This window comes from Tepidicaulis sp. (genome assembly GCF_965222285.1).
Classification (GTDB): domain Bacteria; phylum Pseudomonadota; class Alphaproteobacteria; order Parvibaculales; family Parvibaculaceae; genus Tepidicaulis.
In genome coordinates, this window is record NZ_OZ244942.1 from 2,207,245 (window position 1) to 2,222,728 (window position 15,484).

General features: G+C 61.3%; 16 protein-coding genes. 2 read left to right on the forward strand and 14 right to left on the reverse strand.

What is annotated here, in order from left to right:
* Positions 1-11: 11 nt before the first annotated feature.
* The 4 genes from ilvC to miaA form a co-directional block, all read right to left on the reverse strand.
* Positions 12-1,031, reverse strand: coding sequence for a ketol-acid reductoisomerase (ilvC, locus tag ACOQOT_RS10585; RefSeq protein WP_121879778.1), 1,020 nt, complete (start codon positions 1,029-1,031; stop codon positions 12-14).
* A 143-nt stretch (positions 1,032-1,174) separates the two neighbouring features.
* Positions 1,175-1,684, reverse strand: a complete 510-nt coding sequence (ilvN, locus tag ACOQOT_RS10590; RefSeq protein ID WP_045444748.1) for an acetolactate synthase small subunit — start codon at positions 1,682-1,684, stop codon at positions 1,175-1,177.
* Between the two features lie 119 nt (positions 1,685-1,803).
* Complete coding sequence (locus ACOQOT_RS10595; protein ID WP_420559238.1) at positions 1,804-3,561, reverse strand: acetolactate synthase 3 large subunit; 1,758 nt, start codon at positions 3,559-3,561, stop codon at positions 1,804-1,806.
* Between the two features lie 137 nt (positions 3,562-3,698).
* Positions 3,699-4,676, reverse strand: coding sequence for a tRNA (adenosine(37)-N6)-dimethylallyltransferase MiaA (miaA, locus tag ACOQOT_RS10600; protein ID WP_420559239.1), 978 nt, complete (start codon positions 4,674-4,676; stop codon positions 3,699-3,701).
* Between miaA and serB the strand changes: the two genes are divergently transcribed.
* Positions 4,675-5,562 (forward strand): phosphoserine phosphatase SerB, encoded by an 888-nt coding sequence (gene serB / locus ACOQOT_RS10605; protein ID WP_420559240.1) that lies wholly within the window; start codon positions 4,675-4,677, stop codon positions 5,560-5,562. The genes miaA and serB overlap by 2 nt on opposite strands.
* A 63-nt stretch (positions 5,563-5,625) precedes the next feature.
* On the opposite strand, the gene ACOQOT_RS10610 is transcribed toward serB, so the two are convergent.
* From ACOQOT_RS10610 to hflK, 4 genes are all read right to left on the reverse strand, one after another.
* Positions 5,626-7,065 carry a DegQ family serine endoprotease gene (locus ACOQOT_RS10610; protein WP_420561936.1) on the reverse strand — a complete coding sequence of 480 codons (1,440 nt, stop codon included), beginning with the start codon at positions 7,063-7,065 and terminating at the stop codon, positions 5,626-5,628.
* A 236-nt stretch (positions 7,066-7,301) separates the two neighbouring features.
* A complete protein-coding gene (locus ACOQOT_RS10615) occupies positions 7,302-7,487 on the reverse strand; it encodes a DUF2065 domain-containing protein (RefSeq protein ID WP_420559241.1) in 186 nt (61 codons plus the stop codon).
* 25 nt (positions 7,488-7,512) lie between these two features.
* Positions 7,513-8,409: a protease modulator HflC gene (gene hflC, locus ACOQOT_RS10620; protein WP_420559242.1), complete on the reverse strand. Its 897-nt coding sequence runs from the start codon at positions 8,407-8,409 to the stop codon at positions 7,513-7,515.
* A complete protein-coding gene (gene hflK / locus ACOQOT_RS10625) occupies positions 8,409-9,491 on the reverse strand; it encodes an FtsH protease activity modulator HflK (RefSeq protein WP_420559243.1) in 1,083 nt (360 codons plus the stop codon). Before hflK ends, hflC begins: the two co-directional genes overlap by 1 nt.
* Positions 9,492-9,680: 189 nt before the next feature.
* On the opposite strand from hflK, the gene ACOQOT_RS10630 reads away from it, so the two are divergent.
* Positions 9,681-10,799: an Mrp/NBP35 family ATP-binding protein gene (locus tag ACOQOT_RS10630; RefSeq protein WP_420559244.1), complete on the forward strand. Its 1,119-nt coding sequence runs from the start codon at positions 9,681-9,683 to the stop codon at positions 10,797-10,799.
* Positions 10,800-10,872: 73 nt separating this feature from the next.
* On the opposite strand, the gene ACOQOT_RS10635 is transcribed toward ACOQOT_RS10630, so the two are convergent.
* The 6 genes from ACOQOT_RS10635 to ACOQOT_RS10660 all read right to left on the reverse strand — a co-directional run bounded on the left by ACOQOT_RS10635 (position 10,873) and on the right by ACOQOT_RS10660 (position 15,475).
* Positions 10,873-11,214, reverse strand: a complete 342-nt coding sequence (locus tag ACOQOT_RS10635; protein WP_420559245.1) for a hypothetical protein — start codon at positions 11,212-11,214, stop codon at positions 10,873-10,875.
* Positions 11,215-11,341: 127 nt separating this feature from the next.
* Entirely contained in the window at positions 11,342-12,259 is a 918-nt protein-coding gene (locus tag ACOQOT_RS10640; protein WP_420559246.1) for an SMP-30/gluconolactonase/LRE family protein, read from the reverse strand.
* A 227-nt stretch (positions 12,260-12,486) separates the two neighbouring features.
* The gene (gene fghA, locus ACOQOT_RS10645) at positions 12,487-13,320 is read right to left on the reverse strand and encodes an S-formylglutathione hydrolase (protein ID WP_420561937.1); all 834 of its coding nucleotides are present in this window, start codon (positions 13,318-13,320) and stop codon (positions 12,487-12,489) included.
* A gap of 8 nt (positions 13,321-13,328) precedes the next feature.
* The gene (locus tag ACOQOT_RS10650; protein ID WP_420559247.1) at positions 13,329-14,438 is read right to left on the reverse strand and encodes an S-(hydroxymethyl)glutathione dehydrogenase/class III alcohol dehydrogenase; all 1,110 of its coding nucleotides are present in this window, start codon (positions 14,436-14,438) and stop codon (positions 13,329-13,331) included.
* Positions 14,439-14,539: 101 nt separating this feature from the next.
* Positions 14,540-14,938, reverse strand: a complete 399-nt coding sequence (locus ACOQOT_RS10655; protein ID WP_420559248.1) for a hypothetical protein — start codon at positions 14,936-14,938, stop codon at positions 14,540-14,542.
* A gap of 138 nt (positions 14,939-15,076) precedes the next feature.
* Positions 15,077-15,475, reverse strand: coding sequence for a DUF1499 domain-containing protein (locus ACOQOT_RS10660; protein WP_420559249.1), 399 nt, complete (start codon positions 15,473-15,475; stop codon positions 15,077-15,079).
* Between the last annotated feature and the right edge of the window lie 9 nt (positions 15,476-15,484).

Here is a 15,484-nt window from a genome sequence, read left to right on the forward strand (position 1 = left end):
CCGTAAGAGCGTCAGTTCTTTTCCTTGTCCACCATCTTCGTCTCGGCAATCCAAGGCATCATGGCGCGCAGCTTCTCGCCCACTTCTTCGATGGGGTGCGCGGCATTGCGGGCGCGGATCGCTTTGAACGAGGTCTGGCCGACTTTGTTTTCCAGCATCCAGTCGCGGGTGAAGCGGCCGGTCTGAATGTCCGTCAGCACTTCTTTCATCGCCGCTTTCGCTTCAGGGCCGACAACACGCGGACCGGAAACATATTCGCCGTACTCGGCCGTGTTGGAGACCGAATAGTTCATGTTGGCGATGCCGCCTTCATAGATCAGGTCGACGATCAGCTTCACTTCGTGCAGGCATTCGAAATAAGCCATTTCCGGCGAATAGCCGCCTTCGGTCAGCGTTTCGAAACCGGCTTTGATGAGCTCGACAAGACCGCCGCAAAGCACAGCCTGCTCGCCGAAAAGGTCGGTCTCGCATTCTTCCTTGAAGGTCGTCTCGATGATGCCGGCGCGGCCCCCGCCAATGGCGGACGCGTAAGAAAGGCCGAAATCATGGGCATTGCCCGAGGCATCCTGATGGATGGCGATGAGGCAGGGCACGCCCGCGCCGCGCTGATATTCGCCGCGCACCGTGTGGCCGGGGCCTTTGGGCGCAACCATCAAAACGTCGATATCCGCGCGCGGTTCGATGAGATTGAAATGCACGTTGAGGCCGTGGGCGAAGAGCAGCGCCGCACCCGGCTTCATATTGTCTTTCAGGTGCTCGTTATAGATATCGGCCTGCAGCTCGTCCGGCGTCAGCATCATCAGCGCGTCGGCCCATTTGGCGGCGTCGGCAACCGACATGACCTGCAGCCCCTCGCCTTCGGCTTTCTTTGCCGAGGACGAGCCCGGACGCAGCGCCACGGCCACTTCCTTCACGCCGCTGTCGCGCAGGTTCAGCGCATGGGCATGGCCCTGGCTGCCGTAACCGATGATGGCGACTTTCTTGCCTTTAACGAGGTTCACGTCCGCATCGCGATCGTAATAAACGCGCATGGCTCCTATCCTTCCAATTCTCCGCCGGACTTACCCGGTCAATTACCGCGCGAAGCGGCGCTCTTTCATCTTCACATCTCATGAGGCGGCAGGCCGCCCCCGAATTCTCTCATCTCTAATTCTGCCGTCTTTCACCCGGCCGCTTACATGGCTTCCGGGCCGCGGGCGATGGAGACAACGCCGGTCCGCGTCACATCCACCAGGCCAAGACCCCGCATCAGCCCCACGAAAGCGTCGATCTTTTCCGGCGTGCCCGTCACTTCGAAAATGAAGGACGTATGGGTCGTGTCGATCACGCGGGCGCGGAACGCATCGGAAAGGCGCAGTGCCTCCACCCGCTTCTCGCCCGTGCCGGCAACCTTCACCAACGCCATTTCCCGCTCGACGGAGGGCGCCTGCACGGTCAGATCGACCACCTTGTGCACCGGCACCAGCCGTTCGAGCTGGGCCTTGATCTGGGCGATGACCATGGGCGTGCCCGACGTTGCAACCGTAATGCGCGAGGTATGCTCGGCATGGTCCACTTCGGCCACGGTCAGGCTTTCGATATTGTATCCCCGGCCCGAAAAGAGCCCGACCACACGCGCCAGGACCCCTGCCTCGTTGTCCACGAGGACGGCCAATACATGGCGTTCTGATTTTTCTTCACTCATGTTCAGTCCTGCGATCGGCCCCAAGCGGGCTCTTCTTCATCGTGTGGTCCGCCCCATCGGGGGCCGTCCCGGGCGGCTTATAGCCCATTCATCTTGGAAAGCGAAGCCTTGCCAGCCCGTCAGACCAGCATCTTGCCGGCTTCCGTCACCGTCGCCCCTTCCGGATCGTCGCCCAGGATCATTTCGTTATGCGCGGCCCCGGACGGGATCATGGGGAAGCAGTTTTCCATCTTCTCCACCACGCAGTCGAAAATCACCGGGCCCGGCGTTTCGATCATTTCCATGATCTTGGCATCGAGCTCGTCCGGATGCGTCGCCCGGATGCCGTGCCCGCCATAGGCTTCGGCCAGTTTGACGAAATCGGGCAAGGCCTCCGAATAGGAGTGCGAGTAGCGCCCGCCATGCAGAAGCTCCTGCCACTGGCGCACCATGCCCATATATTCGTTGTTCAGGATGAAAATCTTCACCGGCAGCATGAACTGCACCGCCGTCGACATTTCCTGCATGTTCATCAGGATCGAGGCTTCCCCGGCAATGTCGACCACCAGCGCGTCCCGGTGCGCAACCTGCGTGCCGATCGCCGCCGGCAGGCCGTAGCCCATCGTGCCGAGCCCGCCCGACGTCATCCAGCGGTTCGGTTCCTCGAAATGATAATGCTGCGCCGCCCACATCTGGTGCTGGCCGACTTCCGTGGTGATGAAGGTCTTGCGGTCCTTCGTCAGCTCGTAAAGCCGCTCCACCGCATATTGCGGTTTGATGGAGGTCTCGCTTTTGACATAGGCCAGCGACTTGCGCCCGCGCCAGGTCTCGATCTGCTTCCACCAGGTCGAAAGCGCGCTCTTATCGGGCTGGCTGACTTTCGACTTCCAGACCCGGATCATGTCTTCAAGCACATGCGCGCAGTCGCCGATGATCGGCACATCCACATGCACGTTCTTGTTGATCGAGGAGGCGTCGATATCGATATGGATCTTCTTCGAATGCGGCGCGAACGCATCGAGGCGGCCCGTCACGCGGTCGTCGAAACGCGCGCCGACGCAGATGATAAGGTCGCTATCGTGCATCGCGTTATTGGCTTCGTAGGTGCCATGCATGCCCAGCATGCCGAGCCATTGCGGATCGGCCGCCGGATAAGCGCCGAGACCCATCAGCGTCGAGGTGATCGGATAACCCGTGAGCTTGACGAACTGGCGCAGAAGCTGGCTTGCCATGGGGCCGGAATTGATGACGCCGCCGCCGGTATAAAAGACCGGCTTCTTCGCCGCCGCGATCAGGTCCACCGCCCGGTTGATGGCGCTCATGTCGCCTTTCACCTGCGGGCGGTAGGTCTTGTGAGACACCTGCGCCGGGGTCTTGTATTCGGCAGTCTGGAACTGGACGTTCTTCGGAATGTCGATGACGACGGGTCCCGGCCGGCCATGGGTGGCGACATGGAAGGACTCGTGCATGACCCGCGCCAGTTCATCGGCGGAATTGACGAGCCAGTTGTGCTTCGTGCAGGGCCGGGTAATGCCGACCGTGTCGCATTCCTGGAAGGCGTCGGTGCCGATGAGATGGGTGGCGACCTGCCCGGTCAGGCAGACGAGCGGAATGGAATCCATCAGCGCGTCCGTCAGGCCCGTCACGGCGTTCGTCGCGCCGGGGCCGGAGGTGACGAGAACGACGCCCGGTTTGCCGGTGGAGCGGGCATAGCCTTCGGCGGCGTGAACCGCGCCCTGCTCATGGCGTACTAGAATGTGCTCGATGTCGTTCTGCTTGAAAAGCGCATCATAGATGGGAAGCACCGCGCCGCCCGGATAGCCGAAAATCACTTCGACGCCCTGATCGACCAGAGCTTTGACGACGATTTCTGCACCTGTCATTTCACGGGCGGCCATGGGTCTTTTCCTTTGAAGCGCGGCGGAAGAACACCCTTCCGCTCAAACAAATCTCCGCGGCCCCCGGTGACGGTTAACCCCGCGAATTCCGGGGTTTTCCGGCACTCAGCCGCGGAAAACGGGCGCAACCTACCCCCTCACCCGGAGGGGGTCAACCCAAAATCGTCAATAAATGAAAAGATTTCCTGAATTTGACTTTCCATTTCTTGCGCAGAAAGTCTTTTCCACGAAATCATCTGATGCCGAAACCAGGTGCTCTGGCGCTTGGCATATTGCTTTGTCTGGGTCTTGGCCTGCTCGATGGCCGCTTCCAGCCCAAGCTCCCCGGCTATATGCGCCAGCAGCGGCGGCACGCCGAGCGCCTTCATGGCGGGCAGGTCCGGGCTGAGCCCCCGCTCGAAAAGTGCCGCCACTTCATCGAGCGCGCCCTCCCCGATCATCTGATCGAAACGCCGGTCGATCCGCGCCCGCAGCCAGGTGCGGTCCGGATCGAGCACGAACCCGGCGCTCGCCCCGTCAAAAAGCGGCGCCCCCTTCTGCTTTTGCCAATGGGAAATGGGTTTGCCCGTCGCCTCCAGCACTTCAAGCGCCCGGGCGGTGCGCTGCGGGTCGGTCGGGGCGATCTTTGCCGCAGCCTCCGGGTCGGCGCCCGCAAGCCGCGCATGAGCGCGGGCAAGGTTCTCGGCGACTTCCGCGCGGATGGCGGCGCGCACCTCTTCTGGAATGGCGGGCATCTCGGAGAGCCCTTCCACCAGCGCTTTGAAGTAAAGCCCTGTCCCGCCCGCAAGGATGGGCAGCTTCCCCCGTCCCTCGATCTCCGCGATCTTGGCCGCAGCCATTTCCGCCCAGCGCTGCGCCGAGCAGGTCTCGGCAGGATCGAGCACACCGTAAAGATGATGCGGCTGCTGCGCCTCTTCGGCGCGCGAGGGCCGCGCCGTCAGCACGCGAAGCCCGTCATAAACCTGCATGGAATCGGCATTGACGATTTCCCCGCCGAGCCGGGCGGCCAGTTCCAGCGCCAGCGCGGACTTGCCGCTGGCGGTCGGGCCTGCAATAAGGAGCACGCGGGGCCGCGGCCCCTTTTCCTCATTCCCTATTTTCGGATCCGGCTTCATGCGCAACGTCCTGACACTAATCGGTTCACCTAGGCAAGCCCTGACGCAGGATCATAGTAAAGCCGTTGCCGCTGCGCTGAACCTGGGTGCGGAACCTGCCTGGCTGAAAGAGGGTTACGCCTGCGACTTTACGCTGGAAGGCATGGAGGCCGAAAGCAGCGAGGAAAAAGCGCGCCAGGCGCTTGCGGGAGAGGCCATCGACGTGGTGGCGCAGCCCCTCGCCCACCGGCGCAAGAAGCTGCTGGTTGCGGATATGGATTCCACCATCATCGAGCAAGAATGTATCGACGAGCTGGCGGACGCGCTCGGCATCAAGGCGCAGATCGCCGAGATCACCGAGCGGGCGATGCGCGGCGAGCTTGAATTCGAACCGGCGCTGCGCGAACGGGTGGGCCTTCTCAAGGGCCTCGGCATCAGCGAGCTTGAGCGCGTGCTGGAAAACCAGATCACCGAAATGCCGGGCGGCCGGGCCCTCTGCGCGACGATGCGCGCCCATGGCGCGACCTGCGCTCTCGTCTCCGGCGGCTTCACCTTCTTCACCTCCCGCATCGCCGAGAAAGTCGGCTTTCAGCACAATCAGGCCAATGTGCTTTTGATGGAAGACGGCAAGCTGACCGGCAAGGTGCAGGAGCCGATCCTCGGCCGCCAGGCAAAGCTCGACGCGCTTCTGTCTTTCAGCGCCGAGCTGGGGCTCAAGCCGGAAGAAACACTGGCCGTGGGTGACGGGGCAAACGATCTTGCCATGATCGAGAAGGCAGGCATCGGCGTTGCCTATCACGCCAAGCCCGTCGTGGCCGCCGCTGCGCCGGCCCGTATAGATCACGGCGATCTGACTTCTCTGCTTTATCTGCAAGGCTATAGCGAAGCGGAAATCACCGGCCTCTGATCCCGCGCCAAAGAAAAAGGCCCCGCGATGCGGGGCCTTTCTTTTAGCTCACGGCAGAAAGCCTCAGCCTTCCTCGATCCTGACCGCGATGAAGCGCAAGTCCCCGGCGGTCGAGACCAGCAGTAGAACCGAGCGGCGGCCCTTTTCCTGTTCCGCCTTCACCTGTTCCACCACATCGGACGGCGATTTCACTTTTTCCTGCGCCACTTCGACGATCACATCGCCGGGGCGGATGCCTTTTTCCGCCGCAGGGCCCGCCGGATCGACGGAGGTGACGAGCACGCCGTCCACATCGTCGGTCAGGTTGAAGCGGCGGCGGCTATTGGCATTGAGCTCACCCAGGGCAAGGCCGAGCGTCAGCGTCGGCTCATTGCTCTTTTCCGCGTCGGGTTTTGCGCCTTCCGCTTTCGCTTCGGCTTCCTCAAGGCGGCCCACCGTCACGTCGAGCGTCACCTTGTCGCCGCCGCGCAGCACCGTCGTTTCCACTTCTTTGCCGATCTTCGTATCCGCCACGATGCGGGGCAGATCGCGCATGCTCGGCACATCGTTGCCGTTAAAATCGAGGATCACGTCACCCGCCTGAATGCCCGCTTCTTCCGCCGGGCCGCCGGGGGTGACTTCCGCCACCAGCGCGCCTTTGGCTTCATCCATGCCAAGGCTCTCGGCGATCTCATCCGTCACGGTCTGAATGCGCACACCGAGCCAGCCGCGCCGCGTCTCGCCATATTCCTTCAGCTGCTCGATAACCGGCATGGCCGTTGCCGAGGGAACGGAAAAGCCGATGCCGATGGAGCCGCCCGAGGGAGAAATGATCGCGGTGTTCACGCCGATCACCTCCCCTTCGAGATTAAAGAGCGGGCCGCCGGAATTGCCCCGGTTGATGGAGGCGTCCGTTTGAATGAAATCGTCATAAGGGCCGGCATTGATGTCGCGGTTGATCGCCGAGATGATGCCCGCCGTCACCGTGCCGCCGAGACCGAAGGGGTTGCCGATCGCCACCACCCAGTCGCCGACGCGCGCTTTCGTCGAATCGCCCATCTTCACGAAAGGCAGCGCGCTGTCGGGTTTCACCTTCAGAACCGCAACATCGGTTTTGGGATCGCTCCCGAGCACTTCCGCCGCCAGCGTCGTGCCGTCGGAGAAGTTCACCTTGATCTCGTCGGCCTGCTCGATGACGTGATTATTCGTGATGATGATCCCGTCCGGGTCGATCACGAAGCCGGAGCCGAGCGACTGCACCTTGCGCGGAGCCTGGGCACCCGGCTGGCGCTGAAGAAAATCTTCGAAGAATTCATTGAAGGGCGAGCCTTCCGGCAGGCCCGGCACCGCGCCGCCCGGCACACCCGTTTTCAGGGTCTGCGAGGTGGAGATATTGACCACCGCCGGGGACAGCTTTTCGGCAAGATCGGCGAAACTTTCCGGCGCCCCCCGCGCAAAAGCGGGAGCGGCATAAAGCGCCAACACGATTGCCGTCAGAGCCGCGAGCGCGGTCAGCACACGCATGATACCGGGCGCAGCATCCTGCCGTTTTGCCACTGCCGAAGTCTTCAACCTTGCCATAAACACATCTCCTGATTGCGGCACTCGTCATACTAAGCCGCTATGCCGGCCCGGGAATAAATGGGGAGATCGGAAAGCTAGACACCGGAAAGCCGAATACGCCCCCGTGCCCTGCTGGCCAGCCCCTGCCCGTTCACTTGCCCATCCTGGGACAAAATATGGACGAAATGAGGCAGAGCCTACCCCCGCACCAGCCAGACGATCAAAAAACCGGCACCGAGCGCCGTCAGCCCGGCGAAACGCAGATTGGCCTCGGGCATCTCTTTCGCCCGCTCCATCATCCGCTTCACGCCGCCCGGAAAGGCGGCATAAAGGGCTCCTTCCAATGCCAGAAAGAGCCCTATTGCTGCCCATAGGTCACTCATGACCGGGGTTTCCCATGGTTAAGGATCACCGGCGCCCCTGACCTTCCTCATCCTTGAAATATTGGAAGAAGTCGGACTCGGGCGAAAGAATGAGCGTCGTGGAATCGCCCTTCAGACCGTCCCGGTAGGCTTGCATGGACCGGTAGAAGGCGAAGAAATCCTCGTCCTGGCCAAAGGCCTGGGCAAAGGTGCGGTTCCGCTCGGCATCGCCCTCACCGCGAATGCGTTCGGCATCGCGCTGGGCTTCGGCCAGAAGCACCGTCACATCGCGGTCGGCGCGCGAGCGCACACGCTGGGCCGTTTCCTGGCCTTGCGCGCGGAACTCGGCCGCTTCCCGCTCACGCTCGGTACGCATGCGCCGGTAGATCGCTTCACTGTTTTCGGTCGGCAGGTCGGCCTGGCGGATACGCACATCCACCACTTCCACACCGAATTCCTGAGCTGCCTGATTGAACTTTTCTTCGATCCGCTGCATGAGCTCGGCCCGCTCGTCACGCACCAGCGCTTCGAGCGTCGCTTCACCCAGAACGTTGCGCAGATTAGAGAGGAAGATCGGCTGCAGCTTGTCGCTTGCCTGCCGCATATCGCGCACGGACTGATAGAATTTCAGCGCGTCCACAATGCGGTAACGGGCAAACGCATCAACCACCAGCCGTTTCTGGTCGGAGGTGATGATCACCTGTCCGCCTTCCCCGCCGATCTGGCGCGAGGAGGTCAGGTTCAGAACGCGCTTGTCGATGTAAACCACGTTCTGAATGAAGGGCAGTTTGAAATGCAGGCCCGGCTCGCGTTCCTGATGTTTCACATCACCGAACTGAATGACGAGCGCCTGCTGCGTCTCATCGACCGTATAAACGGAGGAGAGCCCGATAATGACGGCGGCTGCGGCAACAATGGCCGCGACGATTGCGCTGGCTTTCATTACTGAGCCTCCTTCTTCTGCGATGCGCCGGGCGAAAGCTGGTTAAGGGGGAGATAGGGAACGGGACCGGCGCCGCCTGCCTTCGGATCGACGACGATCTTGTTCATGCCGCTCAGCACCCCTTCCATAGTTTCCAGATAGATACGCTTACGTGTGATGTCCTTAGCGTTCTTGTATTCGTTATAGATCGCCAGGAAGCGGTCCGCCTGACCTTGCGCCTCGGCAACAGTCTGCTCTTTATAAGCTTCGGCTGCCTGAAGGATCTGATCGGCTTCACCGCGCGCCCGCGGCACCACTGTATTCGCGTAAGCTTCGGCCTCGTTGCGCAGCCGCTCCTGGTCGGCGCGCGCTGCCTGCACATCACGGAAAGCATCTTCCACGGGCTTGGGCGGGTCGACCGACTGAAGCTGCACTTCGACGATCTGAATGCCTGCGCCGTAGTCGTCCAGCGTCCGCTGCACCAGTTCCTGCACTTTCTGCTGCACTTCGTTACGCTGGGTGGTCAAGAGCACCTGCAGGCCGGAAGAACCGACAATCTCGCGCATGGCGCTTTCCGCCACCGCTTTGACGACCGTATCCCGGCCTTCCACATTGAAGAGATAGTCCTGCGCGCTTGCGATACGCCACAACACCACGAAATCCACATCGACGATGTTTTCATCGCCCGTGAGCATCAGGCTCTCATCGGCGCTGTCGCCGATATTGACCCGGTTCACCTTGGTCACGGAGGGGGAATAGACCGTCTCGATCGGATAAGGCAGCTTGAAATGCAGCCCCGGACCCGCCGTGCGCACCGCCTCGCCGAAGCGCAAGACCACGCCCTGCTGGTCCGTATCGACCCGGTAAAAAGAGCTCCAGCCCAGAAGGCCGAGCAGAATCAGCCCGACCACGATGAGGCCGCCGCCCCCGCCGCCACCGGACGGCAGAACGCCCTTGAGCCGCTCCTGGCCTTTGCGGATCAGATCCTCCAAATCCGGCGGCTCCTGCCCGCCCCGGCCGCCGCCGGAAGGAGGTTGACCCCAAGGCCCACGATTGCCGCCATTTTGCCAGCCACCGCCGCCGCTCTGATTGTTCCAGGGCATTCAGCTCTTCCCTTAAATGTTGCGCTGTCGGTTCCGTTCGCTTGCCGCGCCCGGCCGGTTTCACCCCGCCGGACCGCACAAATTCTTATGCTGCCTTTGGAAAAAGGCCTTGAGGGGTTATATGACAGGCAGACCACCCGCGCAATCAAAGCCCCCTTCAGGGATATAGGAAGAGGACCGGCAATATCCATGTCTGTAACACGGGAAGACGTCCTAAAAACCCTATCGACCGTTACCGACCCCGAAACCGGTAAAGACGTCGTGAGCGCGGGCATCGTGCAAGGCGTCGTCGTTAAGAACGGCAATATCGGTTTCTCCCTCGAAATCGACCCGAAAGAGGCCGAGGCGAAGGAACCGCTCCGCCGTGCCTGCGAAGAGGCGGTCAAGCAGATCAAGGGTGTCCTCTCCGTGACCGCGGTTCTGACCGCCCATAGCGACACCCCCTCCGCCTCTCGCCCGGCGCCCGCCGCACCGAAACGTGCGCCATCGGCACAACCCGGCCCGCAAAACATTCCCGGCGTCAAAGCAATCGTCGCCGTGGCGAGCGGCAAAGGCGGCGTCGGCAAATCGACGCTTGCGGTTAACCTCGCCCTGGCGCTCGGCCATCTCGGCATGAAAGTCGGCCTGTTGGACGCGGATATTTACGGGCCCTCAGTGCCGCGCATGATGGGCCTTTCCGGCAAGCCGCAGGTAAGCGAAAACAAGAAACTCCTGCCGCTCGAAGCTTACGGCATCAAGACCATGTCCATCGGCTATATGGTCGATGACAGCACCGCCATGATCTGGCGCGGGCCGATGGTGCAATCGGCGCTGACGCAAATGATGAGCGAGGTCGACTGGGGCGAGCTTGACGTGCTGATCGTGGACTTTCCCCCCGGCACGGGCGATGCGCAGCTGACCATGGTGCAGCGCGTGCCGCTTGCCGGCGCCGTCATCGTGTCGACGCCGCAGGAAATCGCGCTGATGGATGCGCGCCGCGGTATCGCCATGTTCGAGAAAACCCATGTGCCCGTCTTCGGCATCGTGCAGAACATGGCTTATTACGAAGCGCCAGGCTCGGGCGAGAAGACCTATATTTTCGGGGAAGGCGGCGCAAAGCGCGTGGCCGAGGAACTGAAGGCCGATTTCCTGGGCGATGTGCCGCTCGTGCCGGACATTCGCGCAGGCATGGACGAGGGCAAGCCCATCGTTGCCACCGATCCGGGCAGCAAAGCGGCAACGCCCTTCATGGATATCGCAACGCGCCTTGCCGCCAAGCTTTATGAGGAAGGCGGCGCACGTAAGCCGCCAAAGATTTCCATTTCATGAAGCGCGCCCGCTCAAAAGAAAACGGCCGGTCCCGCAAAGGACCGGCCGTTTCGTTTTGTAGTAGCCCGAAAGATCAGCGCCCTTCTTCGAGCGATGCCGTTTCGGTTACGCCCGCCGGGTTCGTCAGCTCCCACGTATCGCCAACGGAACGGCTTTCCGCCGAGGTGCAGTAAGGCTCGTTCTCGCCGGACGTGAAGCAAACCTCCTCGCCCTTCATTTCCCAGGTGCCTTCGACGCTAGTGCCGTCGGCCAGTGTCTGACTATAGGTGCCGTCTTCATTGATATGCACCTGGCGCTCGCCGCTTTCCGGATTATTCACGACCACGGTGTTGCCGTAGAAACTGGCCATCGGATCGGCCATGGCAATGCCGGTCATGGACGCAAACGCAAACACAAGAGCTACGATGAAACGCATCTCTTTCCTCCTCGGTTTATCCTGGATTTCCCCCAAAAACGCGAGGCATGCTGACATGCGTTAACCATAAGGACAAGGGTAAATCTGCACCCGGACGAAACAAATCCGGGTGCAGCGTTTTTCGCGCTTACTTGTTATGGAAGTTGAGCGGCAGCCCGGCGCGCGGCCAAGTGCATTTCACAAGACGCCCCGTGGACGACAGCGTCAGATACGCCGTCTTCAGGTCCTTACCGCCGAAACAGATATTCGTGGTGATGAAATCGCCGGTCGCGAAATGCTCGATCTTCGCACCGTCCGGCGAAATGGAGGTAATGCCGCCATTGAAAATCGTCGCGACACAGACATTGCCTTCCGCATCGACTGCCAGCGAGTCGAAGAAATTGAGCCCCTGCGGCGCGCCAACGAAATTGCCAGGCAACGGCCCGTCACTTTTCTTGATGACGCCCGGCTTTTCGATGTCGAAGCCCCAAAGCCGGCCCGGCACCGTGTCGGCCACATAGACGGTCTTTTCATCCGGCGAAAGGCCGACCCCGTTGGGGCTTTCGAGCGGAAACACCGCTTCGGTGATCATCGACCCGTCGGGTTTTGCATAATAAAGCGCGCCGCGGTCCTTGATGCGCCCGCGCGACTTGCCAAGATCGGTGAACCAGAACCCGCCTTCCTTATCGAAGACGATATCGTTCGGCCCGTTCAAGGGATTGCCGCCGCATTCGGTATAAAGCGTGTCGACTTTGCCGGTGGCCAGATCGACGCGCTCGATGCGCCCGCCCGAATAATCCGGAGCGATGTCACCCGGAATGGTCAGCCCGTCCCGGTGATGCCATTCAAAGCCGCCATTGTTGCAAACATAAACCGCACCGTCCGGCCCGATCGCCGCGCCGTTCGGCCCGCCGCCGAGATCGGCGATGACGTCGACTTTGCCGTCTTCGCTGACGCGGCTGAGCGTACCGCGCTCGATCTCCACCAGAATGACGCTGCCATCATCCATGGCGATCGGCCCTTCGGGAAATTTCAGACCGCTGGCAATTTCTTCCATCTCGAGCATGAAGCCCTCCCTGATTTTTGTGTTTATAGGAGGCATTCTGTCAGGCCGCTGCGCTAATGACTAGGGGAGCGGACGCCACAACCATTTGCGGCGCACTATGGACCCCGGGACAAGCCCGGGGTGACAACTGTGCGGGTGAGAGGCACTGCTCCGCTGCACACACCAAGTGTCACCCCGGGCTTGTCCCGGGGTCCATACGGCCTACGCCCATGCCGCAGCGTAAGAGATCAGCTCAGCCGCACGCGGTGAAATTCCAGATGATCTTCGATGAAGGACTGAATGAAGAAATAGGAATGATCATAGCCTTCCTGCCGGCGCAGGATGAGGCGCTGGCCCGCCTTCTCGCAGGCTTCCTCGAAAAGCTCGGGCTTCAATTGTTCTTCGAGAAACCCATCGGCAAGCCCCTGATCGATGAGAATTTCATCGAAGGCATAGCGCGCCGCGCCGCTCTCCATCAAAAGCGCCGCATCATGCGCGGCCCAGGCGGCCCGGTCCTTACCGAGATAGGCGCTGAACGCTTTCTCGCCCCAGGGGCAGCGCGTCGGCGAGACGATAGGCGCAAAGGCGGAGACGGAGCGGAAAAGATCCGGATGTTTCAGCGCAAGCGTCAGCGCGCCGTGCCCACCCATGGAATGGCCGGAAATTCCGCGCCGTTCCATATCGAGCGGAAAGTTCGCGCTCAGCACATCCTGCAAATCGCGGGTGATGTAGCTTTCCATTTTGAAATGCGCCGCCCAGGGTGCCTCGCGCGCATCGAGATAAAAGCCCGCGCCCTGGCCGAGGTCATAAGCCTCGTCATTCGCAACGCCCTCGCCGCGCGGGCTCGTATCGGGCGCGGCAATAGCAAGGCCAAGCTCACTTGCCTTGCGGTAAGCGCCCGCCTTGTTGGTGAAATTATCTTCCGTGCAGGTAAGGCCCGAGAGCCAGACAAGCAGCGGGAACGGCCCCTCCCCCTCCGGCAGGAAAAGCGAAAAGCGCATGGACGTGCCCGTTGCCGCCGAACCGTGGCGGCAAATGAGAACGCGCCCGTCAAAACAGCTGTGCTCTTCGAGAATTTCCAGATCGCTCATCAGTAAACCACGACGGAACGGATGGAATGGCCCTCATGCATGAGATCGAAGCCTTTGTTGATCTCTTCAAGCGGCATCGTATGCGTGATCAGATCGTCGATATTGATCTTCCCGTCCATATACCAATCGACGATTTTCGGCACGTCCGTGCGCCCGCGCGCGCCGCCAAAGGCCGAGCCTTTCCAGGTCCGCCCCGTAACGAGCTGGAAGGGCCGCGTCGAAATTTCCTGGCCCGCGCCCGCAACGCCGATGATGACACTCTCACCCCAGCCCTTATGGCAGCATTCGAGCGCCTGGCGCATCGTGTCCGTGCGCCCGATACATTCAAAGCTCCAATCCGCGCCGCCGCCCGTCAGTTCCACAAGATGGGCGACAAGATCCCCGCTCACTTCTTTCGGATTGACGAAATCGGTCATGCCGAATTTTTCAGCGAGCGGTTTCTTCGCCGGATTGATATCGACGCCGACGATCTGATCCGCGCCCACCATCCGCGCGCCCTGAATGACATTGAGCCCGATGCCGCCGAGCCCGAACACGACGACCCGCGCGCCCGGCGTTACCTTGGCGGTGTTGACCACCGCGCCGATGCCGGTCGTCACGCCGCAGCCGATATAGCAAACCTTGTCGAAGGGCGCGTCCTCACGGATTTTCGCCAGCGCGATTTCCGGCAGCACCGTGTAATTGGCAAAGGTCGAGCAGCCCATGTAGTGAAAGATGGGCTTACCCTTATAGGAAAAACGGCTCGTGCCGTCCGGCATCAGGCCCTGGCCCTGTGTCGCGCGGACCGCCTGGCAGAGATTGGTTTTGGGATTGAGGCAATACTCGCACTCCCGGCACTCGGGCGTATAAAGCGGGATGACGTGATCGCCCGGCTTGAGCGAGGTCACGCCCGGCCCGCATTCGACGACAACGCCCGCCCCTTCATGACCGAAGATGGAAGGGAAAAGCCCTTCCGGGTCCTCGCCCGAAAGCGTGAAGGCGTCGGTATGGCAAATGCCGCTCGCCTTGATCTCCACCAGAACTTCGCCGGCTTTCGGCCCTTCCAGTTGAACCGTCTCGATCTCAAGCGGTTTTCCTGCTTCGAAAGCGACTGCCGCGCGCACGTCCATGGGGGCTCTCCCTAATTGGGTTCTGATTCCGGCGGGCATTGTCGGCAGCCAGCCCTCAACATGCAAGGCCGGGTCTTGGGCAAAGAGGCGAAAAGCGCGCGCTACCAGACCGTCTCGAAACTTTCTTCCAGATAACCGAGCCAGCTTTCCACCCGGTATTTGTTGCCGCCGAAATCGGGCAGCGCCGTTTCGGAGCGCGAATAAATGGCGATGCTGGATTTGCCCTCGCCTTCCGCGCAGGCCTGGAAGGTCACGATCTCGGGCAGATTGAGAAAGAAGGAGCGCTGCACATAAGTGTGCTGGCCTTCTTCTTTGTCCTGCAGCCGCTCGATCATGCCGGGCTCGAGCTTGATAAGCCGGAGAAGCCGTTCCTCAAGCGCTTCGGGCGGCGCACTGAAAACGGGTGAATATCGATGCGGCACCGCCGCCTGGCAAAGGCCTTGCGGCGCGACGAGGTAATGGCTGGCGGCAAAAGGAAGGGTCAGTGTTTCAAATTCCATGGGGCACGCGCTCTTGTCTAAAGGCGCGGCAGGCCACCACGAACTGCCGGATCTGTTGCGGAAACTCTCTCTACGCACACGTTACGCACTGATACCCGCGCTCTTAATGTGGCGCTTGTCCCAGCCGGCGCGGACCTCTCACCCCTGCCGCCGCACTGTCTCTTCCAGCTTGGCGAGCCAACCGTCGATCCGCTTCTTATTCGCCCCGAGGTCAGACCAACCATAGACCGAGCGGCTGTAAAGCGCGAGGGTGGATTTGCCGCCCTCCACTTCCAACGCCTCGAACGTGATCCAATCGGGAAAACCGAGAAGCGCCGTGCGCTGAACGAATTCATGCTGGCCAGGCGCCGTTTCCACATTGCGCCGGCGCGTGCGCGGCTGCTTGAGAACAAGATCGCTCATCAACGCGTCGAGCTTTTCGCGGCTCATGGAAAAAACCGGGGCCGTGCGATGGGGCGTCGCGTTCTCGCAAAGCCCTTCCGGGGCGACGAGATATTGGTTGGGAGAGGGCTTGAGTTTTAGAACTCGAAAATTCATGGATACGAA